Raw genomic sequence first — 26111 nt, forward strand, 5'->3', positions numbered from 1 at the left:
ATTCCTCCAAGGAGGTACCTCGACGGGGCGACAAGCCTCAGGGCGCCAGCCGGCCGTGGCGCCAGGCGCCCTCATGCAGGCGGTAGTCGAGGCGGTCATGCAGGCGGTCGCTGCGCCCTTGCCAGAACTCCATGCGCTGCGGGCGCAGGCAGTAGCCGCCCCAGTGTTCCGGGCGCGGCACCGGCTGGCCGTCGAAGCGGCTGGTGGTGCTGGCCAGCAGGGATTCCAGTTGCAGCCGGTTGGCCAAGGGCTGGCTTTGCGGCGACGCCCAGGCACCAAGGCGACTGGCCAGGGAGCGTGAATCGAAATACACATCCGACAGCCGCGGCGCTAACCGCGAGACTAATCCTTCGATCCGCACCTGGCGCTCCAGGGCCGGCCAGAAGAAGGTCATGGCGGCCCGGGGATTGGCCGCCAGTTCCAGGCCCTTGGCGCTCTGGTAGTTGCCGAAGAAGGTGAAACCCTCGGCACTCAAGCCCTTGAGCAACAGCACCCGGCAATGGGGCTGGCCCTGCTCGTCGACCGTGGCCAGGCACATGCTGTTGGCCTCCACCGGCGCCTGCTCGGTGTCGCGGGCCTGTTGCAGCCACTGCTGGAACAGCGGCAGCGGATCGTCCGGCGCGGCCTCGTCGGCCAGGCCATCGCGGCAGTAGTTACGGCGCATCTGGGCCAGGGAAAGCGGCATGAGGGTGATCTCCGTTGGGGTTTTGCGCAGTCTGCGAGGCCGCGCCGGGCATGACCTTGATCGCCATCAACGGCAGTTGCCGATCGCTATCTTCTGTAGCAACTGCGCCCCCCTCTAGACACCCATGTTCCGTAGCCGCTGCCGAGCGCAGCGAGGCTGCGATCGGCTGCGCAGCAGCCGCCAATCCAGGAGACGCGGTATTCCAGGTAGATCCGGTACACAGGCTTTGCGAGGACTGCGTCGGAATGCCGCCCACCTCGATCGCAGCCTCGCAGGCTCGGCAGCGGCTACATGTGGCGCGCCAGCAGTTGCTTCTGTAGGAGCGAAGCTTGCTCGCGATGGTCGTCAACGGTGACGCGCATAACCTGACACCCCGCATCGTTCTCAGGTTCATCGCGAGCAAGCTTCGCTCCTACAGAGGCAATCGAACGTCGGCCGGCCTGCTATTTGAGCCGCAGGCGCCGGGCCAGTTTGTGCAGGTTGCTCGGATCGACTTCCAGCAAGCGGGCGGCGCGGGCCCAGTTGTTGCGGCAGCGGCTCAGGGCCTGGTGGATCTTCTGCCGCTGATAATCGTCGACGGCTTCGCTCAGGGGCTGGAACGGTCCGTCGTCGGCCGCCAGTGGCGACGGTTCGAGCGGCTCCGCGCCCTTCACCGAGCTGTCGAGATCGAGCACGTCCGGCTCCAGGGTCAGGATCTGGCTGCGACTGCCGCCACGGCTGAGCTGCTTGAGCGCGGCGCGGCTGATCACGTGTTCCAGTTCCCGCACATTGCCCGGCCAGGGGTAAGCCAGCAGCGCCCGTTCGGCCGCCGGCGACAGGCGCAGGCCACGCAGGCCGAGACGGCTGCGGTTGAGCTCGAGGAAATGCCCGGCCAGCACCAGCACATCCGGGCCGCGTTCGCGCAGCGGCGGGATCGGCACCGGGTACACCGAAAGCCGATGGTACAGGTCGGCGCGAAACAGCCCGTCGCGGATGCTGTCCGGCAGGTGGCGGTTGGTCGCGGCGATGATGCGCACATCCACATGCAGCGGCTTGTCCGCCCCCAGGCGCTGGATCTCGCCGTTCTGCAGGGTGCGCAGCAACTTGGCCTGCACGCTCAACGGCAGCTCGCCGACCTCGTCGAGAAACAGCGTGCCACCGTTGGCCGCGTCGAAGCGCCCAGCGCGGTCGCTGGTGGCGCCGGAGAAGGCACCCTTGACGTGGCCGAACAGCTCGCTCTCGGCCAGGGACTCCGGCAGCGCCGCGCAGTTGACCTGCACCAGCGGCTTGTGGGCGCGCCGGGACAGGCGATGCAGGCGGCGGGCGAACAGCTCCTTGCCGACCCCGGTCTCGCCCAGCAGCAACACCGGCAATTCGGAATCGGCGAGCACATCCAGCTCGTTGAGCAACTGATGCAGGACTTCGCTCTGGCCGAGAATCTCGCCCTCCTCCACCGGCCCGCGCGCATCCTGCGGCTCGCTGCGGGACAGGCGCAGGCTGCGGTTCTCCTGCTCCAGGCGGGTGACCCGCAGCGCCGCCTCGATCTGCAGGCTGCAACGCTTGAGCTCGTCGCGGGCCTGGCGGTCGAAGGTGCCGGGGCGCAGCGCGTCGAGGGTGATGGCGCCCCAGACCCGCCCTTCCACATACAGGCTCACGCCCATGCAGTCGTGCACCGCCAGCGGCCCGTTGTCCGGGTGGTCGAGCAGCCCGTCATAGGGGTCCGGCAGGCAGCTGTCGGGCTCGAACCAGGTCGGCTCGCGGGACGCCATGATCGCCGCCAGGCGCGGGTGCTGGGCAATCACAAAGCGCCGGCCGATGGCTTCGTGCACCAGGCCGACGGTGGCCAGCGGCCGCAGGCTGTCGTCGTCCAGGCGCAGCAGGCCCACGGCCCCGGCCTTGAAGTATTCCCGCAGGGTCTGCACCAGACGCTGCAACCGCACGGCATTGGGCAACTCGACAATCAGGTCGGCCGCCAGACTTTCACGCAACATGGTAGTCATCACCCTTTCTGGTGGTTTTAACCCCTTGGTTTCGGGGTCATCCGCACCACGACAAAAAATTAATCCATTATTTTCAAAAAGTTACAGCTGGCATGGCGGCTGCAACGGCCCAGGGGAACCGTTGCCACTCCAACAAGGAAAACCTGATGAACCCGACACTGCTGGAACGACCCGCTCCTTCCCAACCAGACGCTTCGAAGCACAACCTCCTGGAGCAAAGCCTCGGCCAACTGGCCTGCGACATCCCCGGCGCCAGCCGGGTATTTCATGAGTTCAAGCTGGACTTCTGCTGCGGCGGGCAGAAAACCCTGCGCGACGCCGCCCTCGGCAAAGGCCTCGACCCGGTGCAGATCGCCGAGGCCCTGCACCTGCTGCAAGACAGCGCCGCCCGGCAGCAGGACTGGCGCGATGAACCGAGCGAGCAACTGATCGCCCATATCCTCACCCGCTACCACGCCCGCCACCGCGAACAGCTGCCGGAACTGATCCGCCTGGCCTGCCGCGTGGAGCAGGTGCATGGCGCCCGCAGCAACTGCCCCAACGGCCTGGCCGATCACCTGCGGGACATGCAGCAGGAGCTCGAAGGCCACATGCTCAAGGAAGAACAGGTGCTGTTCCCGATGCTGCAACAAGGCCTGGGCCGCCGGGCGGCGCCGCCAATCCATGTGCTGCGCCTGGAACACGAGCAACATGGCGAGGCCCTGGAGAAGCTGCTGGTGCTGACCGACCACATCACCCCGCCCGCCGACGCCTGCAACACCTGGCGCGCGCTGTACCGCGGGCTGAGCGAATTTCGCGACGACCTGATGCAGCACATCCACCTGGAAAACAACGTGCTGTTCGTCAATGCCCTGAACGCTTGAGCCCCGCCCTTGCGTGCCAGCCCTATGGCTGGCACGTTCATTCAGCCGTGCCAATAGAACATCGCCTTGGCCAGGACCACGATCAGCAGCATGTGCCCCAGCACGCTGCGGCGGATCCAGCAGGCGCGGCCGGCGCTCAGCCGCGCGGTCTTGAGCCAGTACGCCAGCAACAGGTAATGGCCGATGATGCTCAGGGCCAGGACAATCTTCAGGCTCAACAGGCTGGCGAAACTGCTGCCCAGGGGCTGGCTCAAGGCGCCGCGATGCTGCCAGGCCAGGCCGATGCCGGCGCCGTACAACAGCAGCACCACGCCATGCAGGACTTTGCGCGAACGCACCGCGATGGCCTGGTCCGCCGCCACTTGGGCGTCGCTCGCCAGTTGCCGGCGCGCCGTATGCCAGATGCACACCTCGAAGAACAACGTGCCGATAAAAGCGATGGCGGCCAGCAAATGCGTGACCAGTAACCAGGGGTAGATCATTGCCCTTCTCCTAGCTCTGCGTTCAGGCTCAACCCGGATGCCCGTCGAGCCGCGCCCGCAGCAGCATCGGCCCGTAGCGCCAGACGTACAGGGCAAAGGCCAGGGCCCAGCACAGGCCCGCCAGCCACAACGCCGCCCCCGGCAGCCAGAGCACCAGCAGCACCCGGCTGAGGCAGGCCAGGTTGAGCAGGATGAACGCCAGGGTCATGCCCGCCGGCGGCTCCAGCGCACGCCCGGTGTGGCCCAGGCTGACCCGGGCGATCATCGCCAGGATCAGCCCGGCCATGGCGCCAATGGTCAGGCCATGCAGCGCCAGGCTGGGGTTGAGCGGCGCGCCGAAATGCCACAGCGCCATACCCAGGCAGGCCAGCGCCAGCCAGGCGTAGGCCAGGTGCAGCGACCACAGCAGCGGCACCCGCCACAGCCCGCGGTCCTGCCAGCGCCACAGCCGCAGCAGGTGCCCGGCCGCCAGCAGCAGGAACAGCGCGCCGACCCAGGTATTGGCCACCAGCGCCGGCCCGGCGGCATACAGCAGCGCCACCAAGGCCGAGCCCACCAGCAGCAGATAATCGAGCCACGGCCAGGGCGTCACGGCCGCGACCCGACCGAGGCCGCGCTGGGTGAAAAACGGAATCACCCGCCCGCCGATCAGGCTCATCATCGCCGCCACCAGCCACAGGCCGCTCAGCACGCCCTGGCGCTGCCAGCCTTCGTGACCTTGCAGCAGGCCGGCCACCGACAGGCCATCGGCCGCGGCGAGCAACAGCAGCACCAGGACAATCGGGTAATTACGTTGCTGGCGCACCTTCCACAGCATGCGCCCCATCAACCATGCCAGCGCCAGGGGAAACCCCAGCTCCAGCACGGCCAGCAGCGGCCAGGGCGCGCTGCCCAGCCAGGCCAGGCGCGCGGCCAGCCAGAGCAGGGCCAGGGCCGCCAGCGGCTTGCCGCTCAGGCCCGGCTGGCCGGTCCAGGTCTGCGCTGCGGTCAGCAGGAAGCCGGCGATGATCGCCAGGCCGAAACCGAACAGCAGTTCGTGGCGGTGCCAGCCCAGCCAGCCCCCCGCCGGTTGCCAGTCGCCCAGGGCACCCTGCAGGGCCGTCAGCCACAGCGGCACCACCAGCAGCGCCAGGACACAACCGGCGAGAAAGAACGGCCGGAAGGCCAGGCGTAACAGCGGCACGATCGCCAGCGCTGCACGACGGTCAAGTACTTGCATCAAGCCCACTCCTTTACCCAGCGGCCGACCCGGCGACGGTCGACACGCGGCGAATGAAATCCCCGGCCATCATCGGCCATTGGCGCGCCCTTGCCGTTGTCGCAAATCAAGCTTGCCCGGGATGCGGCGGGCTGTTGTGCCTACCGTCCTTTCTGGCAGTGCAAGGGGCGTGCCCCGGGGCCCGGGCGCAGCCTCGCGCGGCCATAAGCCGGCGGGCCGGGGGTGCGGCTGGCGCAGTGCCGGGGTTCGCCTTCCAATGAGCGGGTCAAATTGACCATTCGCTAGTCATTTACACCCGAAATCGCCAGGTCTTTTTGACCATGCAACCGCAGATCCCCCGCGTACAGGGGCCCTGGCGCCTGGCCCGGGTCTTGCTGAACACAGGGCACCCCCATCCCTCCCGAATTACCGGAGCCACCATGAACACCGCCGGAGCCTTCCTGAAAAAAACCCTTCAGCCACTGACGTGGTTTGTCGTCCTCGGCGCGATCCTCGCCCTCGCCAGCCGTGTCGCCCTCGGCCTTGTCTGACAGCCCTGCTCCGGCAGCTCTTGCCTGGCAGCCGCCCTCCCCTCCAAACCATTAAGGATGAATATTCATGGTGCTTCATCGCGTGCATCACCAGATCCTGCGCAGCCATCACCTGTTCGAGCCCCTCAACGAGGAACAGCTGGACGAGCTGATGGCGGCCAGCCAGTTGCTCAGCCTCGACAAGGGTGACCCGCTGTTTCGCCAGGGCGAGCCGGCCGAGGCCTTCTATTTCGTGATCGCCGGCGCGGTGAAGATCTACCGCCTGACGCCGGACGGTCAGGAGAAAGTGTTCGAGGTCATCGGCCCGCGCCAGACCTTCGCCGAGGCCATGATGCTGATGGACACGCCGGACTATGTGGCCTCGGCCGAAGCCATCGGCCCGACCCAGCTCTATCGGCTGTCCAACGACACCTACCTGCGCCTGCTGCAAAGCAACAGCCGCCTGACCTTCGCCCTGCTCGGCAAGCTCTGCGTGCGCCTGCACCAGCGGGTCAACGAGATCGAAACCCTGTCGCTGAAGAACGCCACCCACAGGGTGGTGCGGTATCTGCTGACGCAGTTGATGCAGCTGCAACCGGTGGAGCGCCAGTTCGAACTGCCGATGGCCAAGCAGTTGATCGCCGGCCACCTGGCGATCCAGCCGGAGACCTTCTCGCGGATCATCCGCCGCCTGATCGATGAAAAGATCATCAGCCAGGACGGCCGCCAGATCGTGATTCTCGACCGCCCGCGCCTGGAGCAATTCGAATGAGCGCCGGGCCGGTCTGCCTGTATTGCCAAGGCTCCAACCCACCCCGGCAGGCCTCCTGCCGCCATTGCGGCATGCCGCTGCCAGCCACTGCGGCGCACGCCGAACAACGCCGGTTGCGGCGCTTTACCGGGTTCTGCATCGGTCTGACGCTGTTCTGCGTGGCGATGTTCTTCTGGCTGCCGCGCTCCTAGCGGACGCTTTTGCCTGGAACACCGTTGCGGCCGCTACGCAGCCGATCGCAGCCTCGCTAACGCTCGACAGCGGCTACAGGTCTGGAGTCGTGCGCGGTCTTGTAGCCGCTGCCGAGTTGCCCGTTTTGCGGCCGCTACGCAGCCGATCGCAGCCTCGCAGGCTCGGCAGCGGCTACAAGACCGCGCATGGCTCTGGTCTCTACGTGTAGCCGCTGTCGAGCGTTAGCGAGGCTGCGATCGAGGTGGGCGGCATTCCGACGCAGTCCTCGCAAAACCTATGCGCGAGATTTACCTGAAATAACGCGTTGCCTGATTGGCCTTGCGATGCAGTCCCCGCAAGGCCTGCACACCAGGTTTGCCTGGAACCTTGAACCCTTCCCCCTCGCCTGCCCTCGCCGGCGAAGGTGTCCCAGGCGGCGGGCAACAGCCGAGGGTCTCTTCGCTGGCGAGCCAGGCGCCTGCCGTCAAGGGGTGTTGCGCCTCAAGGCTGGGTCAGCTGTCGATACAACTGCGGCAAACGCAGCGGCAGTTGCTCGGGCTGGCGGATCAAGGTGTAGCCATTGGCGCCGAACATGTACGGCAGGTAAGCCGCTGCTTCGCGGTCGATGGTGATGCAGAACGGCGTCAGCCCCTGGCGGCGCGCTTCCAGCACCGCCTCGCGGGTGTCCTCGACGCCATAGCGGCCTTCGTAGAGGTCGAGGTCGTTGGGCTTGCCATCGGTCAACAACAGCAACAACTTGCGCTGGCGCTTGCAGCCCGCGAGCAGGCGCGTGGCCTGGCGGATCGCCGCGCCCATGCGGGTATAGAACCCCGGCTTGAGCCCCTGGATCCGCCCGCGGGTGTGGTCGTCGTAACGCTGGTCGAAGGCCTTGAGTTCCTGCATGCGCACCTGCTGGCGGCGCAACGAGGAAAACCCGTACAGGGCAAAGTCGTCACCCAGGTCAGCCAGGGTTTCGCCGAACAGCAGCAAGCTGTCGCGGATCACCTCGATCACCCGGTGCTCGTCGTTGAGGTGGGCGTCGGTGGACATCGAGACATCGGCCAGCAGCAGGCACGCCAGGTCACGCCGGGTCTGGCGCTGCTCCATGAACAGGCCGCGCTCGGCGCAGGCGCCATGGGCGCGCTCGACGTGAAAATCCAGCCAGGCCTGCATGTCCAGCTCCGAACCCTGGGGCTGCTGGCGCAACCACTGCCGGTCGTTGCGCAGCTGCTGGAACTGCCGCCGCAACAGCTGCGCCGACGGCTTCAGGCGCGACGGCAGCGGCTGCGCCTGGCAATCGCGCGGCACCAGCATCTGCAGGTTGACGAAAGCTTCCTGCAGCCGCCCCTTGCGATAGTCCCATTCCGGCAAGTGGATGCCCTCGCCCAGGGGAATGTCATCGACATCCGCCGGCGGCAGGTCGAGGTGCAGCTTGAGGCCGCCGCCCTTGCGCAGGCGGGTGCGCGACAGGGTCAGCTCATCCAGGTCGGCGGCGACCCGGGCGGCGTCCGGGTCTTCGCTGTCGTCGGCCCAGCGGTCGAGGTCCACATGCTCGGTCCAGCTGAACAGATTCTCCAGGCGCAGGATCAGCAGGCCGCCGTCGCGGCTATGGTCCTCGACCCGGCTGGCGCGCTTGCGTCCGCCGGCCTGCTCGCCGGCCGTGGTCGCCAGGTCCTCCGGCGAGTCCTCAAGATCGGCGGCCAGCGGGCTGGCCAGGTGCAGCGGTGGGTACAGCCACAACGGCACGGGCCAGGCCGCGCGTTCGCTGCGGGGAAACTCGGCGACACTGCCGGGCTCGCGCAGGGCCTGGCACAAGGCCCGCTCCAGCGCGGCCTCGGGGCGGCTCAGCGAGGCCGGATCGGGGCGCAGTTGCAGATGCGCCTCGACCAGCCGCTGGTAGCGATCCTGCAACGCCGGGTAGCGTTGCAACAGGCGCCGGGTCCAGCGCTGGTTGTCCCGGCCCCAATGGCGCATCGGCCCGGACTGCGCCGCCAGCAGGGCCAGCCAGCGATACAGCTCTTCGTTCAACGCCGCCTCGGGAAACACCGCGAGGCTGGCCGGCAGGCGCAGGTTGTCGGCGTCGCACCAGGCCAGGGGCAGTTGCCGGCAAGTGCCGGCGATCTGCTGCAACAGGCTGCGGCGCAACAGCAGGTCGCGCTCGCTGGCCGCCTCGACGCCGCGACCGTCCCCGCCCATGGCCCGCAACAACAGGGCCAGGGCCCGTTGGCGCGGCGCCAGCTCGACCCGCGCCTCGGGAAAATCCACGCTGGCGCGGCGGGTGATGAAACGGTGCCAGACACTGCCGACCCACTCTTCCAGTTCCAGGGTGAAGGCCATGGAACCTCCTTTTTTCCAGTACAGAAAAACGGTCCGGTCAACCGGACCGACCTTTTCCAGCGCTATCCAATCTTCGTAGCCGCTGCCGAGCCCGCGAGGCTGCGATCGAGGTGGGCGGCATTCCGACGCAGTCCTCGCAGAACCTGTGCACGCGATTTGCCTGAAAGACCGCATGGCCCGGTTTGCGGCCGCTGTGCGACCGATCGCAGCCTCGCTGCGCTCGGCAGCGGCTACATAGAGACCGTCGTCGTGCCTGTCCTGTAGCCGCTGCCGAGCCTGCGAGGCTGCGATCGAGGTGGGCGGCATTCCGACGCAGTCTTCGCAAAGCCTGTGCACGCGGTTTGCCGGAAAGACCGCATGGCCCGGTTTGCGGCCGCTGCGCTGCCGATCGCAGCCTCGCTTCGCTCGACAGCGGCTACATAGAGATCGTCGTCGTGCCTGTCCTGTAGCCGCTGCCGAGCCTGCGAGGCTGCGATCGAGGTGGGCGGCATTCCGACGCAGTCCTCGCAAAACCTGTGCACGCGATTTGCCTGAAAGACCGCATGGCCCGGTTTGCGGCAGCGGCTACAGGGATACGTTTCGCCAGCAGCGGTCGTTCATGAGGACACCACCGGGGCCGGTGCGCGCAAGGCGGCGCGGCCGCGCTGGCGGAAGCTCAGCAGGTAGCACAGCAGCCCGGCGAAGAACCCCAGCCCGCTGACCAGGCGCGCCCAGAACAGCCCGCTCAAATGCTCCACCGTGGCCATGAACGGCATTGCCGTGCCGTCCTCGGCCCAGCGTTGCAGCAGCACCTGGACCACGCCGGCGGCAGTGAGCAACAGGGTGATCATCACCATCGACAGGGTCATCAGCCAGAAACCCCAGACCTCCAGGGTCTGCGAGCGTTCGTCCGCCGCCTCGCCGAGGCCGCGCAGGCGCGGCATGGCGTAGCTGATCAGGGTCATGACGATCATCGCGTAGGCGCCGTAGAACGCCAGGTGGCCGTGGGCCGCGGTCAGTTGCGTGCCGTGGGTGTAGTAGTTGACCGGCGCCAGGGTATGCAGGAACCCCCAGACCCCGGCGCCGAAGAACGCGGTCACCGTGGTGCCCTTGGCCCACAGCGTGGCGGCGCGGTTCGGGTGCTGGCGGCGGCGGTTCTTCACCATGCTGAAGGCGAAGATCACCATGGCCAGGAACGGCAGCGGCTCCAGGGCCGAGAAGATCGAGCCGACCCACAGCCAGACCTCGGGGGCGCCGATCCAGAAGAAGTGGTGACCGGTGCCGATGATCCCGCTGATCAGCGCCATGGCGATGATCACGTAGAGCCATTTCTCCACCACTTCGCGGTCCACGCCGGTGATCTTGATCAGCACGAAGGCCAGCATCGCGCCCATGATCAGCTCCCACACGCCTTCCACCCACAGGTGCACCACCCACCACCAGTAGAACTTGTCGCGGGCCAGGTTGGCCGGGTTGTAGAAGGAGAACAGGAAGAACACCGCGAGGCCGATCAGCCCGGTCATCATCACCATGCTGACGGTGGTCTTGCGGCCCTTGAGCAGGGTCATGCCGATGTTGTAGAGAAAGCCCAGGCACACCACCACGATGCCCATCTTGGTGATGGTCGGCTGCTCGAGGAACTCGCGGCCCATGGTCGGCAGCAGCTCGTTGTGGGTCAGCCGCGCCAGGCCCGCGTAGGGCACCAGCAGGTAGCCGAGGATGGTCAGCACGCCGGCGGCGGCGAACACCCAGAACAGCAGCAGCGCCAGTTTCGGGCTGTGCAGTTCACGGTCGGCCTCTTCCGGGATCAGGTAGTAGGCCGCCCCCATGAAGCCGAACAGCAGCCAGACGATCAGCAGGTTGGTGTGGACCATCCGCGCCACGTTGAAGGGAATGATCGGGAACAGGAAATCGCCGATCACGTATTGCAGGCCCATGATCAAACCGAACAGCACCTGGCCGAGAAACAGCATCAGGGCAAACACGAAGTAGGGTTTGGCCACGGCTTGCGAGGCGAATTTCAGGTGTGGATTGGCAAGACGCATCGTTCAGCCCTCCTTGTTTGGCGGCCAGCCATTGGTATTGATCTTCGAGCTCCACTTGAGGAATTCGGCGATGTCGTCGACCTCCTGCTGGCTCAGGTTGAATTGCGGCATGGCCCGGCGTCCGGGCACGCCCAGGGGCTGCATCTTCATCCAGGCCTGCAGGAAAGGCTTGAAGCCCTCCTCGCCGCCGCGGCGCTGGAACACGTTGCCCAGCTCCGGCGCGAAGTAGGCGCCCTCGCCCAGCAGCGTGTGGCAGCCAATGCAGTTGTTCTGCTCCCAGACCGTCTTGCCGCGCACCACCGCCGCGCTCAACAGCGCGTCGTTGCTGCGTACGGGAAAGGTCTGCTCCGTGTGATAGGTCAAGGCCAGGAAGATCAGGAAGAAGAACACGCTTCCCCCGAAATAGATGTTCCTGGCCATGCCTTTGGTGAAGGTTTCCGACATGCTCGCTTCCTCTTGGCTTGGCCCGGCCATTCTAGGAAGCGCGGGGGGCAAACCCGCTTGATGGCAATCAAGAAACGCCGATGGTTTTACTCGGGTATTTACAGGCTGAGGATCAGGCCCAGCAGCAAGGCCAGCGCCAACGGCCAGCCGAGCAGCAGCCAGCGCCACAGGCGCGGCCCGTGGCGCAGTTCCATGAAGCCGTCGGCGATCAGCCAGGCCTTGGCCACCGCCAGCAGCAGGATCAGCACCACCACCCCGCGCGGCGCGCCCTGCCCCAGCCAGCTGCCCAGCCATACGGTGCCGACGCTGAGACCGGCCAGGGCGACCCAACAGCTCAGCAAGAACCTGCCAACGGACATGCGCACCTCGTCAATCCAGGACGTAGACCAGCGGAAACAGCAGCACCCAGACCAGATCGACCATGTGCCAATAGAGCACCCCGGATTCGAAACCCGAAGGGTTGTCGGCGCCATACCGGCCGCGCAGGCAGCGCTGCGCCAGCCAGGCGAAAATCAGCATGCCCAGCAGCACATGGAGTAAATGAAAACCGGTGAGGATCCAGTACAGGGTGAAGAAGGTGTCGTGCTCAAGCCCGAGTCCCAGGCCCAGCAGATGCCGGTACTCGCCGAGCTTGAGCAGCAGGTAGACCGTGGCCACCAGCAAGGCCGCCAGCAGCAACGCCGCGCCCTGGCGTGGCCGCGCCCGGCGCACCCGTTCCTGGGCCAGCGCCGCCAGCAGCCCGGCGCTGAGCAGGCTCAGGGTCATGGCCAGGCCGGTGGAACTGTCGAGCAGCTGGCGGCTTTCGGCGAACAGCTGCGGCTTGAGCTGCTGGGTCACCGCGAACGCAAGAATCAGGATGGCGAACACCGACAGCTCGGCGAGGATGAAAAACCACATCGCCAGATCCCCCGGCAGATGGCGCCGAGGAACTGCCAGGGTGTCGGCAGCAGGGTCAGCCGAAGTGCACATCGACCACGTCCATCAGCGCCGCCACCGTGACAGGGTCGTCGCTCAGGGGCTCGGCCAGGCACGCCAGGCAGGCTTCGCGCGGCGGCATGCCGGCGCCGATCATGCGCGCGGTGAAAATCAGCAGCCGGGTGGACGCCACCTCCTCCAGGTCATGTTGTTCCAGGCGGCGCAGGGCCTGGCCCAGCCCGACGATCTGCCGCGCCAGGGCCGCATCCACCTGCGCCTCGCGCTGGACGATGCGCTCCTCCTCGGCCGGCGGTGGATAGTCGAAGCGCATCGCCACGAAGCGCTGGCGGGTGCTGGGCTTCATGCCCTTGAGCAGGTTCTGGTAACCGGGGTTGTAGGACACCACCAGCATGAAGGACGGCGGCGCCCGCAGCACTTCGCCGGTGCGTTCCAGGAACAGCTCGCGGCGGCCGTCGGCCAGGGGGTGCAGGACCACCACCGTGTCCTGCCGCGCCTCGACCACTTCGTCGAGGTAGCAGATGCCGCCTTCGCGCACCGCCCGGGTCAGCGGCCCGTCCTGCCACCAGGTGCCCTGGGCGCCGATCAGATGGCGGCCGATCAGGTCGGCGGCGCTGAGGTCGTCGTGGCAGGCCACGGTGTGCAGCGGCAGGTCCAGGCGGTGCGCCATGTGCTGGACAAAGCGGGTCTTGCCGCAGCCCGTGGGGCCTTTGATCAGCACCGGCATGCCGTGCCGCCAGGCCTGTTCGAACAGCGCCTGTTCATTGTTCAAGGGTTGATAGAAGGGTTCGCAAGCCGTTCCGAGATCCATGGGCTACCTGATTCACAGCGGGGTTCGGCGACCACGCTAAGGCGCCAGGCAAGGGCGCGGCAAGCGCACCGGCGGGCAAACTTGATCGCCGTCAAGCGCGCCGCGCCTGGCTGCAATCAAGGGGCTAAATCAAAGCCCGGAATCAGGCTCCACGCACGCGCAACCGGCAGCCTGCCCCGGGCTGCTCCGATCCTCCTGGAACAGCTGGCAGATGCTGTCCACCTCCAGCCGGCCGGCGGGCAGGATGCTGATAAAGCGCTCCGAGACTTCCACCAGGCCGTTCCAGCTCAGCTGTTGCAGGCGCAGCCAGGCGGACGCGAAGTACTGGCGGAAGATCAGCCCGTAGCGGCTTTCGATGGCCAGGATGTCCAGCTCCAGGTCGCACGCCAGACGCTCCATGACCAACTGCCGGACCTGGTCGCCGGCCTCGCAACGCCAGCCGCGACAGGTCGCCAGCTGGCCCAGGTCGAGCTGTTGCAGATAGTCGCCGAGCAGCTCGCTGTTCTGCGTATACAGCTCGTCGAACTGGCTGATGGCGCCCAGGCCGAAGCCCACATGGTCGCAATAACCGTGGCAGGTAAAGCCCTGGCAGTTGCGGCGCAGCCGACCGCGCTCCTGGGCCATCATCAGGTCGTCGTCGGGCCGCACGAACTGGCCCAGGCCGATGTACTGGTAACCCGCCGCCAGCAGGCGCTCGAAGCAGATCCGCCGCATCGCCTCCTTGGCCTCCTGGCTGCAGGCCGCTGCGGGGCGGTCCTGGCTCTGGCGCCGGTAGCGCAACGGCGGCTGGGCGTAGTCGAACACCTGCAGGCGGTCGGGCTCCAGCTCGATCAGGGTGCCGAGCTTCAAGGCGAGGCTCGAAGGGGTCTGCCAGGCGTGGCCATAGCCCAGGTCGACATTCACCGAGCGATAACCGAAGGTCCGCGCCGCATCGATCAGCGAATGGATGGGCGCCGGGTTCTGGTAGCAGGCCACCGACAGCTGGCTGTCGCTGCCGATATCCGGCACGCCGATGCTGACCTGGTTAAAACCCTGGTCGCGCAGCAGGCCCATGGTCGCCCAGTCGGTGTGGTGCAGGTCGACGTCGATGCTGTAGTCGCCGCAATCGTGTTCGAGAAAATGGAAGCGCTGGCGCAGGTGCTGCATCAGCCGTTGCAGATGGGCTGCGTCCGGGGTGCCGCCGCCCAGGTGAAACTGCTCGATGCGCTGCTCCGGCCCCAGGTGGCAGCCCACCAGGTCGATCTCCCGCTCCAGCCGCCGCAGGTAGCTTTCGCCAGCGTCAGCCGATATGCCCGCCAGGCGCGGCGCAAACTGCACGTTGAGGGACAGCGGCCGGCGCTTCTGCCGGCTGTTGCGCAACGCCCGCAGCAGGTCCAGGGAACCGATGCCGCCGTGAAAGCGGCGGGTGTCGACATGACAGTTGGGATCGAGCACGCCTTGATCGCGTCGAACGAGCGGCTCGCTGCGGTGCGGCAGTAGATCAGGCATGACAGGGCTCCATGGCTGGCGGTGGAGGGCCAGTGTCCGGCGTTAACGCCCGGGGCTCCTTGACTTGCATCAAGCGTGGGGTCGGCGCCGGCCTACCAGTTCAGGTAGAACATGGCCTTGGCCAGCAGCACGATCAGCAGCATATGGCCGAACAGGCTGTGATGGATAAAGCGCGAGTAGCGGGCATTCATGCGCCCGCTCCTGAACAGCAGCATGGCCACCAGGAAATGCCCGAGCACGCTGGCGGCCAGCAGGATCTTCAGCATCAGCAAGGTGCCGAACGACGACGCCAAGGGCGCCGCCAGCACCGGCAGGTAACGCACCCAGACCATGCCCAGCCCGGCGCCGAACAGCGCCAGCAGCACCCAGGGCATCAGCTGGCGGGCACGGCCGGCGATGCCCTGTTCGAGCAGCACCATGAGCTTGGCCGGCAGTTGCTTGCGGATGTGCTCCAGGAACAGCACTTCGAAAAACACCGTGCCGATAAACACCAGCGCGGCGAGCAGATGCAGACTGAGCAGCAGCGGATAGATCATGAGGCCTCCGAATCGGGGTTGCGCGGCCTGGGCCAGCGCCTCAGCCGCCGGTCACCGTGGGAAAGAACGCCACCTCGTCGCCGTCGTCCAGCGCCTCGTCGAGCCCGCACAGGTCCTGGTTGCGGGCACACATCAGGCTCGGCTCGTCCAGCACTCGCCAGATGCCGCAGCGGCTCGCCAGGTGCCGGCGCAAATGCTCGAGGCAGGCGAAATCGCCCTCGACCACCTCGCTCGCGCAGCCCAGGGTTTCCCGGTAGCGGGAGAAATACTGCACCTGCAGCCTCATGCCGAGGGCACCTGGTAATCGCCACTCTTGCCCCCGGACTTGCGCAGCAGCCGTATTGATTCGATATGCATGCCACGGTCCACCGCCTTGCACATGTCGTACAGCGTCAGGGCGGCGACGCTGGCGGCGGTCAACGCCTCCATCTCGACCCCGGTCTGCCCGGCCAGCTTGCAGCGCGACACGATGCGCACGCGGTGCTCGTCCTCGAGGCTCAACTCGACCACCACACTGCTCAGCAGCAACGGGTGACAGAGCGGGATCAACTCGCTGGTGCGCTTGGCCGCCTGGATGCCGGCGATGCGCGCCACCGCGAACACATCGCCCTTGGGATGGCCACCGCCGACGATCAACCGCGCGGTCTCGGCACGCATATGCACCCAGGCCTCGGCCACCGCCTCGCGAAAGGTCACGTGTTTATCGGTGACATCGACCATGCGCGCACGGCCGAGGGAATCGAGGTGGGTCAGTACCGCGTCGTTCATGGACAGGAGCCTTGTGGTTTCGACTAAGGATGCGATGGGCTCGGACCAGACGGCCTCGCACGTTGCTGCGAGACTACTGCGCCGGCTCGCGGGCGCGGTTGATGTCAATCAAGAAAGCCACAAGTCCCCGAGAGGGTCGTAATCAGCCCATACGATGCGTAAACAGCATGTCGCTCAGCACCACTGGCCTGCAGAACGCCCCCCATGATCCGCCGTTTCAGTCGGGTTCACGCGCAAGCTGCAGGTAGCGTTCGCCTTCCGATTGCAGCTGCGCATCGCTCGCCGCCAGCTGGGCCCGAGCTTCGGCCAGGTTTTTCCGGCAGCCATCCCAGCGGCAATCCGGCACCTGTTTGATCAGTGAGCTGGGCGACACATTCGCGGCGCTCGCCTCCAGTCGCTCGCCATTGCTCCAGTCCATCCGCCACTCGGTGTCGGGCAAGTGCTCGGCACCGTTGCCGTAATGCAATTGCCCGCGGTAGCGCATCAGCTTGCCAGCGAAGAACAGCCAGGTTTCGCGCTTGACCGGCACCTGCCCCTCGATCGTCCGTTCGGCGCCCGCTTCGGCCTCCAGTTCCACCTGCGCGAGGGGGCCGCTTTGGGTCAGCTTCAACCACACACCCTTGGGCGCGTTGTAGTGCTTCAAGCCGTACCAGCGCGGTGTGCTGTCCGGCATCACGACGGTGCTGATGCGTTCCTTGGCACTATACGAAGAGAGTCGCCAGGGAAACTGGTTGAGTTTGACAGTCGCCGGCACGCGGCCGGTCCTGGTCCAGCCCGGCGATGCCTCAAGCCGTTCCTGCAGGTCCAGGCTCAAGTGCCCCGGCCATGCCATCTGTCGCACGCTGCCGTCCGGCGCCTTCAGGTTGGCACGCAGGGTCGTCACCGCCATAGGATCGCCAGGGTGGCTATCTCCCCCTGGCGTTCTGACGGCCAGGTCCACCATCTGATAACCGGGCACATCCTGCTTTGGGAAGACCAGCGCAATACTCAGGGGTTGCTTGCGTCGCTTGGAGAACCCCCGCCGTGCCTCCCACGACAAATCGCGTGCCCAGCTTGTAAACAAGGGCTCGCGCCACAGCACGTCCGCCGGTGCGCGCAATTCGGCATGGCTGAAGCTGTAATGCTCGGCAGGTGTTTCGGGCAACTCGAAGCGCAGCTTCAGCGGCTGCCCCGCACTGCCCTGCAACACCTGTGCGCGAACCGTCACTTGGCGCCGCACCGGCAAGCTTTCCATCTCGAAACGAGGCGCCGGGACACAGACGGTACCGACCATGCAGGTGAACAGTTGCAAGCTGGGCCGCGTCTTGTGCGTATTGCCCTTGCTACCGATAGAGGGGAAGTAATAGGCAACGAGCTCGGCCCCCGTCCATACTTGCGGCCACAATCGCGCCTGGGTCGATTCATCGAGGTAGGCAATGGAGCTGTCGGCCAGTTCGACCTCCAATGACAACGACGCCGCCTGCAGAGGCGCAACAGACGAGGCCACCAGTAATGCAGCGGTCGCGATGGCGCGCCGCAGGTTCGTTCTGCCAGCCGGATTTGCGAAAAACAGGATTGTTTGAATGAGCATTCTCCCTCCATGGAAATGAAACAACACATCGATACAGCCCCCCTCAGGGAGCAGCAATGACCAGCCTCATGGACCCCACCTTGCGCGGAACCGGCAGGATTACCGGCGCGTTCTTCCATCCGGCGGGGGATATCGCCGCCGTGGTCTCGGAGTTTGCGTTGCTGGTCAATCCGCCCGCGCGGGCGGCTTATGGCGGCACCGGGTTGCGTTATCGGCTCGGCCTGTACCGGCGTGGCGAGCCGGTGCCGTTCGCCATCTTCGACGAACTGTGCCTGCCGATCAACGACCTGGGTTTCCACCCCACCCGGCCCCGCATCGTTATCGGTGCCGGCCGCTATGACGGCGGCTACCAGTTCGAAGGCGAGCTGGCCGTGTGGGACTGGCAGACCGGCCAGAGCCGCCGCCCTTTTGCCGATATTCCCGAAGTCGTGCGCTGCCGCTACGACGCCAGCGGCGAGCGGGTCGAAGCCTGGGTGCGGCCATGGAACGAAGAGTGGGACGGGCTGGACGACAGCGACTGGTCGGCGATCCTCGACACGCTGTTTCTGGTGCAGATCGACGACAGTGAAGCAGCGTGGACAGCCCGAACCTCAGAGGTACTGGAACTGGACCCGGCCGCGACCGTCGCTGCCTCGGGCCTTCCGGCAGATGACCAGAGCCCAGCGGCCGTGCGCCTGGCCCAATGGCTGGGCGTGCCCGAGCTGGAATGCCGAAGCGCCATCCGCGATATCGCCTGGCTCGGTCCAGACCGGATAGGCGTCACCCATGACGATTGCCTGCTGGATATCTACAGCACGGACGGCACCCGGCTCGCCCACCATACGGGTCCTGGCTACGGCGTCGAAATCCTGCGCGGGGCCGGCGTGCATGTGCACGGGGTGCAGGTGCAGGACGGGCCCGAGGTCTATAAACGGGATTCGTGTTTGTATGCGCTGACGGATAACGGCCTGGAGCTGGTGCAGGCCTACGACGACGAATACACCTTTTGCGCATCCACCGACGGCCACCTCCTGGGACGTCGCAATCGTCTGCGATCGCCCAATTCGAAGGCAGGCGATGTGCTGCTCGATCCGTCCGACAATAGCGTCCAACCTATGGATGCCGGCCACTACGATTGCTTCAACCACTACATTGGCATCAGCGGCGCACCCCATCTGTTTGCGCTGCAGGGCACGCCGGCCAGCTCCCACGAACACAAGTACCTGTGCATCGTCCAGCCCGACAGCACCCTGCAAAGACTCTGGCCGCTGCTCAAGCAGGACGGCACCCGAGCCAGCCACGCCATGGAATGCCGCGGCGCTTATGTGGCGGATGCCCTGGGCGCGGGCGCGGTGATCGCCGGCCAGCACTACAACCCTTCGGTCTGCGAGCCGTACCAGGGTTTCATCTATCGCCGGCACCTGGAGCGCGGCCAGGAACTGTGGCGGCACCCCACGCCGGCATCGCCCAGCGCGATCACTCACCTACCCGAAGCGGGCCTGGTGGCGGCGGCTTTCCTCGATGGGAGCCTGATGCTGATCGAGGCTCGGACCGGCCAGCTGCGGCTGAACGCCAAGGCGCGGATCGATGGCTTGCCGACCATCATCCACGCCATGGACGCCCGCGACGGGCAGTTGGCGCTGGGCACCGTGGATGGCCGGATCGCGGTGAAACCGGTCGCTGATCTGCTGGGCGCCAATGACGCCCGGGGATGGGTGGAGATCGGCTGAGTCACGCCGTTCTCCAGGCCTGCACGCCCAGGTAATAAACCGATTCGCTGGGCGCGGCAGGCCGAGGTTCTCAGATCGGGACAGTACTTCTTCGTAACACCGAAAGAGCTCGCCCAAGGTGAATTGCGGCCACTGCGTAATCCAGAAAGCATTTATTTCCATGCGCTTACTTTCGTGAAAACCAGCCTTTGATTTTTCGTTTAACCGGAAGCGCAAACAGATGAATAAATATGCAAGAAAAAGCAATCCACCCAATAAATGGATGCTCTGAAATTATCTCGGGTCGATACCCCAAGAACAGAAAGTCATTATTCTGAAGAATATCCATGTAAGGCACGACAAAAAGGCCATTGAATACCAAACAGAAATAAAACCTGGCGTAATTCAAATCGCTGCCAGAGAGGCGCACCTTCAGAAAGTAGGCAACACTGATGCCACAAGCGGCCAAAACAGGAAAAACCCACAAGATCATTTTCCGGACTCTCGACACACCTGCTTTCCTGTCTGGAAGTCGGTATATATTTCAAAACCCATCGCGCCCGGCCCCATGTTTTTATAAGCGCTCACATAGTCTGCTCTAACGTATCTAAACAAGCGCCAGGCATGTAACCGTGATTAGCCATGCGTGACCCTCCTTTTAGTCAGCTGGCCATCCTATTGAAAGAAGTTACAGGCGTGTTGTAGGGAATTTCCGAAATTTGTGCAGTCCCCAAGTTGCCCATCGGCGATGTGCTGCTGGATGCTCCGTGAAGCCTGGCGACGCCCGGGGATGGGTGGAGATCGGCTGAGTCAGCCACACACAAAAACGCCACTCCCGGGAGTGGCGTTTTTTATTGGCTGACCGGTTCAGAACTGCGCCTTGAGGGTCATGGTGAAGTTGCGTGGGTCGCCGTAGTAGTTGCCGAAGCTTTCGGTGCCGATGGTGGTGTAGTAGCGCTTGTCGAACAGGTTGTTGCCGTTGAGCGCCAGCGACCAGGTGTCGTCGATGCGGTAGCCGATGCGGCCGTTCCATACCGCGTAGCCGGCCTGGGTGATTTTTTCGCCATTGGCCTGCGAGACCCGGAAGTTGTCGCTTTGCGCGTTGACCCCGGCACCGATGTTGAAGCGCTCGAACGCGCCGTCGAGGGCGTAGTCGCCCCACAGGCGCAGCACATGGCGCGGCACGTAGCTGTTGAAGGCGGCGCCGTTGAGGCCGCTGTCGATGTCGTCGAGGGTCTTGGTCTGGGTGTAGGTGTAGCCGGCCAGCAGTTGCAGGCGCTCGATGACTTCGCCGCTGATCTCGGCTTCGAAGCCCTGGGCGCGGACCTTGCTGGAGTTCAGGTAGCAGTAGCCGTCCGATGACGCGCAGCTGGAGTTGTAGTCGGTCTGCGCCTGGTCCTTCTGCACGGTCTGGAACAGGTTGAAGGAGCTGTTCAGGCGCCCCTCGAACCATTCGCCCTTGATCCCCAGCTCATAGCTTTCCCCCACCAGCGGCTTGAGCGCCGAGCCGCTTTGCGAGCGGTAGTTGCCCTGGGGCGTGAAGATTTCCGCGTAGCTGGCATAGGCAGTCAGGTTGTCGTTGAGGTCCAGCAACAGGCCGGCAAAGGGCGTGACCTGGCCGGTCTCGGTGCTCCTGGCGTGCTCCGAGGTGCCCGAGCTGAGGAACACCGAATCGCTTTTCGAGCGATACCAACTGACCCGGCCGCCGACGACAAAGGTCAGGGGCTCCGCCAGCTTGAGGCGCAGGGTCGAATACAGGCCACGCTGTTCGGTGACGGTCTTCACCGGGCCACCGCGGGTCGAGTTCTCGATGAAGTAACTGTCGTCCGGTTTCGGGATATGCCGGTCCGGGTTGAACACGTTCTGCCGCTGCGGCAGGAAGGCCACCGAGAAGAAATCGTCCTTGTCCGCACGGCTGCCGTTGACCCCCACCACCAGCTCATGCTGCAGGCCGAACGCGTTGAACTTGCCGTCCAGGTAGGCATCGAGGCCGTAATCGACCTGGTCGTAGTCGTACATGCTGCCGAGCATGCCGGTGGTGTCGATGCCGGGCGTCACCGCGCCGGAAGCGAAGGCATATTTGATGTCCTGGGTGTTCTTGGTATAGACGCCGGCGACCTTCAGCGCCCAGTCGTCGTTGAGCTGGTGCCTGAGGTCGCCGAACACCGTGGTGCGCTTGCTGCGCCAGGTGTTCCAGGACGGGTCGAGACAGGTCGAGCGGCCGAGCTTCAGGTCGCTGCCGTCCTTGTAGCGCGGCAGGCCGCCCCAGCACGGGTTGGCGTCGACGTCTTCATAGGCGATGCCCAGGCCGAGGGTCGTGTCGGGGCTCAGGTCGAAGTCGAGCGCGCCGTAATACACCTGGTCCTTGCGACTGGCGTCGTCGATGAAGTAATGCCGGCTCTGCTCGGCCACCACCGCGCGGCCACGCAGGGTGCCGGACTCGTTGAGCGGACCGCCGGTGTCGACCTGCCCGCGGTAGTTGTCCCAGCTGCCGCCGGACAGCGTGACCTCGGTCTGCGGGGTGCCCTGGCCACGCTTGCGCACGAAGTTCACCCCGCCGGCGGTGCCGCCCGCGCCCTTCATCATCCCCGCCGCGCCGCGGAGGATTTCCACCCGGTCGTAATAGGCCATGTCGCCGCTGAAGCTGTCGGCCTGGACATACTGGTTGCCCATGTCCAGCGGCACGCCGTCGTACTGATACTGGCCCGACATGCGAAAGCCGCGGGAGTAGAAATACTTGCCGCCCATGGTCGAGTCGTAGACGGTGATGCCCGGGGTCTTTTCCATGACCTGGTCGATGCTGTGCAGGTTCTGGTCGTCGAGCATCTTGCGGGTCATCACCGTCACCGACTGCGGGGTTTCCCGCAGCGAGTGCTCGCCCTTGCCGATGGTCACCGCCCCGGTGGTGTAGGAGCCGCTGCCCTCGGTGGTTGCCCCCAGCAGTTGGCCGTTGATGTTGGTGGCGCCCAGTTCCAGCGCCGAGCCGAGCACCGGCACCGCGCGCAGCACATAGCTGCCGTTGGCCTGGGGCTCGGCGCGCAGGCCGCTGCCGCGCAGAATCCGCGCAAAACCTTCGTCGACCCCGAACTCGCCCTTGAGCCCGGGCGATTGCCGGCCCTGGGTCTGGCGCGCATCAAAGGAAATCGCCGCCCCGGCGGCGCTGGAGAAACGGGTCAATACATCCACCAAGCTGCCGGCGCCGATGTCATAGGCGCGGACCTGGCTCTGCTGCACCACGGCCCCTGCGGCCTGGTCGGCATTCGCCGAGCAGGCGCTGGCCATGGTGGTTGCCAACAACGCGACTTTCACTGCATTCGCCAGACGACCTGGCGCGTTCACCCGAGACATGCTCCCTCCCCCAAAACGGTCAATGACAACTCACTGAGGGATGAGCCGAACGGTGCGGCCAAAAAGTGCAGGCGCCGGAAATTTTTTTATCCAAGGGCGATTGTCAGCGCGAATCGGCCCGGGCGACCTGGACCCAGAAACGGCTGTAGCGGGTCACGCGCAGGGCAAACCCGCTCTCCAGCGCCGCCAGCGCGAGGTCGGTGTCATCGATGGGAAAGACCCCGGAGACCTTCAGGTCGCCGATGGCCGGGTCCCAACGCAGCACGCCGGGACGATAGCGCGACAGGTCGTTGAGCAGCACAGCCAAGGGACGGTCGATGGCGATGATGCTGCCCTGCTGCCAGGCGCCCACCGAGACATCGTTGCCGCGTTGCATGCCCAGGCTGCGGTCGTTGAACGCCACCCGCTTGCCGGCCTCGACGCGCATCGCCGTACCGCTGCCCGGCACACTGACCTCCACCGCCTTTTCCAGCACCGCCACCTCGCCACCGCCGGGCTGGCTGCGCACGATAAAACGCGTGCCCAGCGCCAGCACCTCGGCATGGCGGGTGACCACCTTGAACGGTCGCTGCAAGGGGTCAGGCGCAGTGTTCACCAGGATCTCGCCCCACAGCAACTCCAGCACCCGCTGGCGCCCATCGAAGCGCAGGTTGACCGAGGTGTCGGTGTTGAGCAGCAGGCTACTACCGTCCGCCAGGCGGAATTCGCGGCGCTCGCCGACCCGGGTGCGGTAGTCGCACATCAGGTTCTGCGCGGCCTGGCTACGCCAGCCCAGCCAGCCCAGGGTGCCGGCACAGGTCAACAGCAAGGCACTGCGCAGCACCTGGCGCCGGGAACTGTGGCCAGCCTTGCTCAAGGTCGGCGCCGCCAGGGCGCCCGGCACGCTGGCCATCTGCTCGGCCACTGCGGCCATGCGTTGCCAGGCCTGGCGATTCAGCGGATCGGCCGCCAGCCAGCTGTCCCAGGCGGCGCGATCGGCGTCGGTCGCGGTGCCGGAATGCAAGCGGGCATACCAACGCGCCGCGACACCGATGGCCTTCACTTCCTCGGCAGGCAGGCTCATGCGAGTTGCAACTGGATCTGCATCAGGCAGCAATGCTCCATGGCCTTGGCCATGTGGTTGTTCACCGTGCGCACGCTGACGCCCAACTGCTCGGCGATTTGCGGATAGGTCAGGCCATTGAACTGCGACAGGATAAAAGTCTGCTTGACCCGTGGCCCCAGCCCTTGCAACAGGCGGTCGATTTCCATCAGCGCCTGGAACAGCATCGCCTGCTCCTCCGGCGATGGCTGCAAGGCTTCGGGCATCGCGGCCAGCACGTCGAGGTAGGCCTGCTCCAGCGAGCGCCGGCGAAACAGGTCGATCAGCAGCCCCTTGGCAATCATCGACAGGTACGAGCGCGGCTCGCGGATATCCAGCGCGGAGCGGGCCTTGATCACCCGGACGAAGGTGTCCTGGGTCAGGTCCGCGGCATCGAAGGCATTGCCCAGGCGCTTGCGCAGCCAGCCCTGGAGCCAGCCGTGGTGGTCACAATACAGATCGTTGACAGCACTGCGTAAGGACAGGTCGTTGGCGGGCATGACGATGGAATAATTCGCGACTGATAATGACTCGCATTGTCATCCGTGTCATCGCGGGTTGCAACACATTCTGCAGAAGCCTGGCGCAGCCGCAATGGCTGCGCCGCAGACGGTATTTCTCCCCAGGCTTGCTCGAGTGCTGCGCAGCCTGCCGTGGGTTCAGTTCCCCGCCTTGGCCAGGATCGACTGCAACAACACATCAGCGCCGGCCGTGGCCCAATGGGGGTGGATCGCTTCGGCTTCGTTGTGGCTGAGGCCGTCCACGCAGGGCACGAAGATCATCGCCGTGGGCGCCACGCGGTTCAGGTAGCAGGCGTCGTGCCCGGCCCCGGAGATCATCGGCCGGTGGCTGTAGCCCAGGGCTGCGCTGGCGGCGCGGACCACCTCGACGCAGTCGCGGTCGAAGGCGATGGGCGCGTACTGGAAGATCTGCTTGACGCTGTGCTGCAGGCCGATCCGCTCGGCAATCCGGGCCACCGCCTCGCGCAGCTGCTGGTCCTGGCGGGCCAGCACCGCCTCGTCCGGGTGGCGGAACTCGACGCTGAAAAACACCCGCCCGGGCACCACGTTGCGCGAGTTGGGAAAGAGATTGGCCATGCCCACCGTAGCCCGGCCCTCGGCGCCCTGCTCCAGGCCCAGCTGGTTGACCGCCTCCACCACCCGGGCGAACCCGAGCACGGCATCCAGCCGATGGTCCATGGGCGTGGTCCCGGCATGGGCGCTGCGGCCCAGCAGTTCGACTTCATACCAGCGCTGGCCCTGGGCCCCGCTGACCACGCCGATGGTCAGGCCCTGGGCTTCGAGGATCGGGCCCTGCTCGATGTGCAGCTCGAACGCCGCGTGCACCGCCTGGCCGCCCACCGGATGAGTGCCGGCGTAACCGATGCGTTGCAGCGCCTCGCCGATGCTGACGCCCTCGGCATCGACTCGCGACAGGCCGTACTCCAGGTCGAACACCCCGGCATACACCCCCGAGGCAATCATCGCCGGGGCGAAGCGCGAGCCTTCTTCGTTGGTCCAGTTGACCACCTCGATCGGCCGCTCGGTCTCGATCCCGAGGTCGTTGAGGGTGCGCAGCACTTCCAGCCCGGCCAGCACGCCATAGATGCCATCGAACTTGCCGCCCGCCGGCTGGGAATCGCCGTGGGAGCCGGTCAGCACCGGCGCCAGCTCATCGTTGCGCCCGGCGCGCCGGGCAAAGATATTGCCCATGGCATCGATGCGGATCGTGCACCCTGCGGCTTCAGCCCAGGCCACGAACAGATCGCGGCCGCGCCGGTCCTCATCGCTCAACGCCAACCGCGTGACCCCACCCTTGGCGGTGGCGCCGATCTGCGCCATCTCCATCAGCGAGGCCCACAGGCGCTCGCCATTGACCCGTGCCTGAAGACTCATGAGCGCGGCTCCTGGGGCTTGGCCCGGTAGCGGAAATCGCAGCGCGGCGCGCCGCCCATGATGGTCTGGGTGCGGGTCAGTTCAATGTCCGGGTTGTAGCCGACGATAAACAGCTCGTCGCGGTTGCACGACAGCAGGTGGCCGATCTCGCCCAGGCCCATCTCGTGGTACATCTCGGCGTAGCGGCAGCGTTTGACGTCATAGTCGTAGTGCTCGGCGTCGCTGGCGATGATCTCGACCTTCAGCGCGTCGTCCTGCTCCCAGAGCACCTGCAGCTCGACGAAGCTCTTGAGGTCGGCGCCGTTTTCCTCCAGGGCGGCGAAATGCCGGCCGGCCTGGATCGCCGCATTGCCCACGGCCTCGCCTATCACCGCCGCGGCATGGGCCTGGCCGTGCTCGCGCACCAGGATGTCGTAGATCGGCTTGATGATTTCCGCTTCGATCCGCCGCCGGGCGAGGATGCCCAGTTCACCTTGCAGTTTGCTCATTGTGTGCCTCCATCAGCTCC

Annotated in this window: 24 protein-coding genes; 4 read left to right on the forward strand and 20 right to left on the reverse strand. The window is 65.8% G+C overall.

The window, feature by feature from the left end:
• Window positions 1-37 precede the first annotated feature (37 nt).
• Both pdxH and norR read right to left on the reverse strand, forming a co-directional pair.
• The gene (gene pdxH, locus DK261_RS11525; protein WP_016704279.1) at window positions 38-685 is read right to left on the reverse strand and encodes a pyridoxamine 5'-phosphate oxidase; all 648 of its coding nucleotides are present in this window, start codon (window positions 683-685) and stop codon (window positions 38-40) included.
• Between the two features lie 443 nt (window positions 686-1128).
• Entirely contained in the window at window positions 1129-2655 is a 1527-nt protein-coding gene (gene norR, locus DK261_RS11530) for a nitric oxide reductase transcriptional regulator NorR (RefSeq protein ID WP_110175825.1), read from the reverse strand.
• A 155-nt stretch (window positions 2656-2810) separates the two neighbouring features.
• Here norR and ytfE point away from each other — a divergent pair, with 155 nt between their 5' ends.
• Window positions 2811-3527, forward strand: coding sequence for an iron-sulfur cluster repair protein YtfE (gene ytfE / locus DK261_RS11535; RefSeq protein WP_110175719.1), 717 nt, complete (start codon window positions 2811-2813; stop codon window positions 3525-3527).
• Between the two features lie 41 nt (window positions 3528-3568).
• Here the strand turns inward: ytfE and DK261_RS11540 are convergent, their stop codons facing one another.
• The gene (locus DK261_RS11540; RefSeq protein ID WP_016704283.1) at window positions 3569-4009 is read right to left on the reverse strand and encodes a CopD family copper resistance protein; all 441 of its coding nucleotides are present in this window, start codon (window positions 4007-4009) and stop codon (window positions 3569-3571) included.
• Between the two features lie 28 nt (window positions 4010-4037).
• Window positions 4038-5228: an NnrS family protein gene (locus DK261_RS11545; protein ID WP_110175720.1), complete on the reverse strand. Its 1191-nt coding sequence runs from the start codon at window positions 5226-5228 to the stop codon at window positions 4038-4040.
• A 597-nt stretch (window positions 5229-5825) separates the two neighbouring features.
• Between DK261_RS11545 and DK261_RS11550 the strand changes: the two genes are divergently transcribed.
• Both DK261_RS11550 and DK261_RS11555 read left to right on the forward strand, forming a co-directional pair.
• Complete coding sequence (locus DK261_RS11550) at window positions 5826-6509, forward strand: Crp/Fnr family transcriptional regulator (RefSeq protein ID WP_009049464.1); 684 nt, start codon at window positions 5826-5828, stop codon at window positions 6507-6509.
• On the forward strand, window positions 6506-6700 hold the full coding sequence (locus DK261_RS11555; protein ID WP_016704286.1) for a hypothetical protein: 195 nt from the start codon (window positions 6506-6508) through the stop codon (window positions 6698-6700). Before DK261_RS11550 ends, DK261_RS11555 begins: the two co-directional genes overlap by 4 nt.
• A 481-nt stretch (window positions 6701-7181) precedes the next feature.
• Here DK261_RS11555 and DK261_RS11560 read toward each other — a convergent pair whose 3' ends face one another.
• The 11 genes from DK261_RS11560 to DK261_RS11610 all read right to left on the reverse strand — a co-directional run bounded on the left by DK261_RS11560 (window position 7182) and on the right by DK261_RS11610 (window position 17591).
• Entirely contained in the window at window positions 7182-9017 is a 1836-nt protein-coding gene (locus tag DK261_RS11560) for a nitric oxide reductase activation protein NorD (protein WP_110175721.1), read from the reverse strand.
• A gap of 596 nt (window positions 9018-9613) precedes the next feature.
• Complete coding sequence (locus DK261_RS11565; protein WP_063431496.1) at window positions 9614-11041, reverse strand: cbb3-type cytochrome c oxidase subunit I; 1428 nt, start codon at window positions 11039-11041, stop codon at window positions 9614-9616.
• A gap of 3 nt (window positions 11042-11044) precedes the next feature.
• Window positions 11045-11485, reverse strand: a complete 441-nt coding sequence (locus DK261_RS11570) for a cytochrome c (RefSeq protein WP_016702476.1) — start codon at window positions 11483-11485, stop codon at window positions 11045-11047.
• A 98-nt stretch (window positions 11486-11583) separates the two neighbouring features.
• Window positions 11584-11844, reverse strand: coding sequence for a cytochrome C oxidase subunit IV family protein (locus DK261_RS11575; RefSeq protein ID WP_009049469.1), 261 nt, complete (start codon window positions 11842-11844; stop codon window positions 11584-11586).
• Between the two features lie 10 nt (window positions 11845-11854).
• Complete coding sequence (locus DK261_RS11580) at window positions 11855-12454, reverse strand: cytochrome c oxidase subunit 3 (protein ID WP_110175722.1); 600 nt, start codon at window positions 12452-12454, stop codon at window positions 11855-11857.
• On the reverse strand, window positions 12438-13229 hold the full coding sequence (locus tag DK261_RS11585) for a CbbQ/NirQ/NorQ/GpvN family protein (protein WP_009049471.1): 792 nt from the start codon (window positions 13227-13229) through the stop codon (window positions 12438-12440). Before DK261_RS11585 ends, DK261_RS11580 begins: the two co-directional genes overlap by 17 nt.
• Window positions 13230-13358: 129 nt before the next feature.
• Window positions 13359-14717, reverse strand: a complete 1359-nt coding sequence (locus tag DK261_RS11590; protein WP_110175723.1) for a coproporphyrinogen III oxidase — start codon at window positions 14715-14717, stop codon at window positions 13359-13361.
• Between the two features lie 92 nt (window positions 14718-14809).
• A complete protein-coding gene (locus DK261_RS11595; protein WP_009049473.1) occupies window positions 14810-15253 on the reverse strand; it encodes a CopD family copper resistance protein in 444 nt (147 codons plus the stop codon).
• Between the two features lie 40 nt (window positions 15254-15293).
• Entirely contained in the window at window positions 15294-15539 is a 246-nt protein-coding gene (locus tag DK261_RS11600; protein ID WP_007929122.1) for a MoaD/ThiS family protein, read from the reverse strand.
• Window positions 15536-16021, reverse strand: coding sequence for a cyclic pyranopterin monophosphate synthase MoaC (moaC, locus tag DK261_RS11605; RefSeq protein ID WP_110175724.1), 486 nt, complete (start codon window positions 16019-16021; stop codon window positions 15536-15538). Before moaC ends, DK261_RS11600 begins: the two co-directional genes overlap by 4 nt.
• A gap of 217 nt (window positions 16022-16238) precedes the next feature.
• Window positions 16239-17591 carry a hypothetical protein gene (locus DK261_RS11610; protein ID WP_110175725.1) on the reverse strand — a complete coding sequence of 451 codons (1353 nt, stop codon included), beginning with the start codon at window positions 17589-17591 and terminating at the stop codon, window positions 16239-16241.
• Window positions 17592-17647: 56 nt separating this feature from the next.
• Between DK261_RS11610 and DK261_RS11615 the strand changes: the two genes are divergently transcribed.
• Entirely contained in the window at window positions 17648-19300 is a 1653-nt protein-coding gene (locus tag DK261_RS11615) for a hypothetical protein (RefSeq protein ID WP_110175726.1), read from the forward strand.
• 846 nt (window positions 19301-20146) lie between these two features.
• Here the strand turns inward: DK261_RS11615 and DK261_RS11625 are convergent.
• The 5 genes from DK261_RS11625 to DK261_RS11645 form a co-directional block, all read right to left on the reverse strand.
• Entirely contained in the window at window positions 20147-22627 is a 2481-nt protein-coding gene (locus tag DK261_RS11625; protein WP_110175727.1) for a TonB-dependent siderophore receptor, read from the reverse strand.
• A gap of 103 nt (window positions 22628-22730) precedes the next feature.
• Window positions 22731-23690, reverse strand: a complete 960-nt coding sequence (locus DK261_RS11630) for a FecR domain-containing protein (RefSeq protein ID WP_110175728.1) — start codon at window positions 23688-23690, stop codon at window positions 22731-22733.
• Window positions 23687-24208 (reverse strand): sigma-70 family RNA polymerase sigma factor, encoded by a 522-nt coding sequence (locus DK261_RS11635; RefSeq protein WP_009049478.1) that lies wholly within the window; start codon window positions 24206-24208, stop codon window positions 23687-23689. Before DK261_RS11635 ends, DK261_RS11630 begins: the two co-directional genes overlap by 4 nt.
• A 159-nt stretch (window positions 24209-24367) precedes the next feature.
• Window positions 24368-25603: a M20 family metallo-hydrolase gene (locus DK261_RS11640; protein ID WP_110175729.1), complete on the reverse strand. Its 1236-nt coding sequence runs from the start codon at window positions 25601-25603 to the stop codon at window positions 24368-24370.
• Window positions 25600-26091 (reverse strand): L-2-amino-thiazoline-4-carboxylic acid hydrolase, encoded by a 492-nt coding sequence (locus tag DK261_RS11645; RefSeq protein WP_009049480.1) that lies wholly within the window; start codon window positions 26089-26091, stop codon window positions 25600-25602. Before DK261_RS11645 ends, DK261_RS11640 begins: the two co-directional genes overlap by 4 nt.
• Window positions 26092-26111: the final 20 nt, after the last annotated feature.

It is taken from the genome of Pseudomonas sp. RW409 (genome assembly GCF_003184125.1).
In the GTDB taxonomy this organism is placed as follows: domain Bacteria; phylum Pseudomonadota; class Gammaproteobacteria; order Pseudomonadales; family Pseudomonadaceae; genus Aquipseudomonas; species Aquipseudomonas chlororaphis_I.

Excerpts from the sequence above, each read along its gene's own strand:
- pdxH (WP_016704279.1), bottom strand. The coding sequence starts at position 685 with ATGCCGCTTTCCCTGGCCCAGATGCGCCGTAACTACTGCCGCGATGGC.
- norR (WP_110175825.1), bottom strand. The coding sequence starts at position 2,655 with ATGTTGCGTGAAAGTCTGGCGGCCGACCTGATTGTCGAGTTGCCCAAT.
- ytfE (WP_110175719.1), top strand. The coding sequence starts at position 2,811 with ATGAACCCGACACTGCTGGAACGACCCGCTCCTTCCCAACCAGACGCT.
- DK261_RS11540 (WP_016704283.1), bottom strand. The coding sequence starts at position 4,009 with ATGATCTACCCCTGGTTACTGGTCACGCATTTGCTGGCCGCCATCGCT.
- DK261_RS11545 (WP_110175720.1), bottom strand. The coding sequence starts at position 5,228 with ATGCAAGTACTTGACCGTCGTGCAGCGCTGGCGATCGTGCCGCTGTTA.
- DK261_RS11550 (WP_009049464.1), top strand. The coding sequence starts at position 5,826 with ATGGTGCTTCATCGCGTGCATCACCAGATCCTGCGCAGCCATCACCTG.
- DK261_RS11555 (WP_016704286.1), top strand. The coding sequence starts at position 6,506 with ATGAGCGCCGGGCCGGTCTGCCTGTATTGCCAAGGCTCCAACCCACCC.
- DK261_RS11560 (WP_110175721.1), bottom strand. The coding sequence starts at position 9,017 with ATGGCCTTCACCCTGGAACTGGAAGAGTGGGTCGGCAGTGTCTGGCAC.
- DK261_RS11565 (WP_063431496.1), bottom strand. The coding sequence starts at position 11,041 with ATGCGTCTTGCCAATCCACACCTGAAATTCGCCTCGCAAGCCGTGGCC.
- DK261_RS11570 (WP_016702476.1), bottom strand. The coding sequence starts at position 11,485 with ATGTCGGAAACCTTCACCAAAGGCATGGCCAGGAACATCTATTTCGGG.
- DK261_RS11575 (WP_009049469.1), bottom strand. The coding sequence starts at position 11,844 with ATGTCCGTTGGCAGGTTCTTGCTGAGCTGTTGGGTCGCCCTGGCCGGT.
- DK261_RS11580 (WP_110175722.1), bottom strand. The coding sequence starts at position 12,454 with ATGTGCACTTCGGCTGACCCTGCTGCCGACACCCTGGCAGTTCCTCGG.
- DK261_RS11585 (WP_009049471.1), bottom strand. The coding sequence starts at position 13,229 with ATGGATCTCGGAACGGCTTGCGAACCCTTCTATCAACCCTTGAACAAT.
- DK261_RS11590 (WP_110175723.1), bottom strand. The coding sequence starts at position 14,717 with ATGCCTGATCTACTGCCGCACCGCAGCGAGCCGCTCGTTCGACGCGAT.
- DK261_RS11595 (WP_009049473.1), bottom strand. The coding sequence starts at position 15,253 with ATGATCTATCCGCTGCTGCTCAGTCTGCATCTGCTCGCCGCGCTGGTG.
- DK261_RS11600 (WP_007929122.1), bottom strand. The coding sequence starts at position 15,539 with ATGAGGCTGCAGGTGCAGTATTTCTCCCGCTACCGGGAAACCCTGGGC.
- moaC (WP_110175724.1), bottom strand. The coding sequence starts at position 16,021 with ATGAACGACGCGGTACTGACCCACCTCGATTCCCTCGGCCGTGCGCGC.
- DK261_RS11610 (WP_110175725.1), bottom strand. The coding sequence starts at position 17,591 with ATGCTCATTCAAACAATCCTGTTTTTCGCAAATCCGGCTGGCAGAACG.
- DK261_RS11615 (WP_110175726.1), top strand. The coding sequence starts at position 17,648 with ATGACCAGCCTCATGGACCCCACCTTGCGCGGAACCGGCAGGATTACC.
- DK261_RS11625 (WP_110175727.1), bottom strand. The coding sequence starts at position 22,627 with ATGTCTCGGGTGAACGCGCCAGGTCGTCTGGCGAATGCAGTGAAAGTC.
- DK261_RS11630 (WP_110175728.1), bottom strand. The coding sequence starts at position 23,690 with ATGAGCCTGCCTGCCGAGGAAGTGAAGGCCATCGGTGTCGCGGCGCGT.
- DK261_RS11635 (WP_009049478.1), bottom strand. The coding sequence starts at position 24,208 with ATGCCCGCCAACGACCTGTCCTTACGCAGTGCTGTCAACGATCTGTAT.
- DK261_RS11640 (WP_110175729.1), bottom strand. The coding sequence starts at position 25,603 with ATGAGTCTTCAGGCACGGGTCAATGGCGAGCGCCTGTGGGCCTCGCTG.
- DK261_RS11645 (WP_009049480.1), bottom strand. The coding sequence starts at position 26,091 with ATGAGCAAACTGCAAGGTGAACTGGGCATCCTCGCCCGGCGGCGGATC.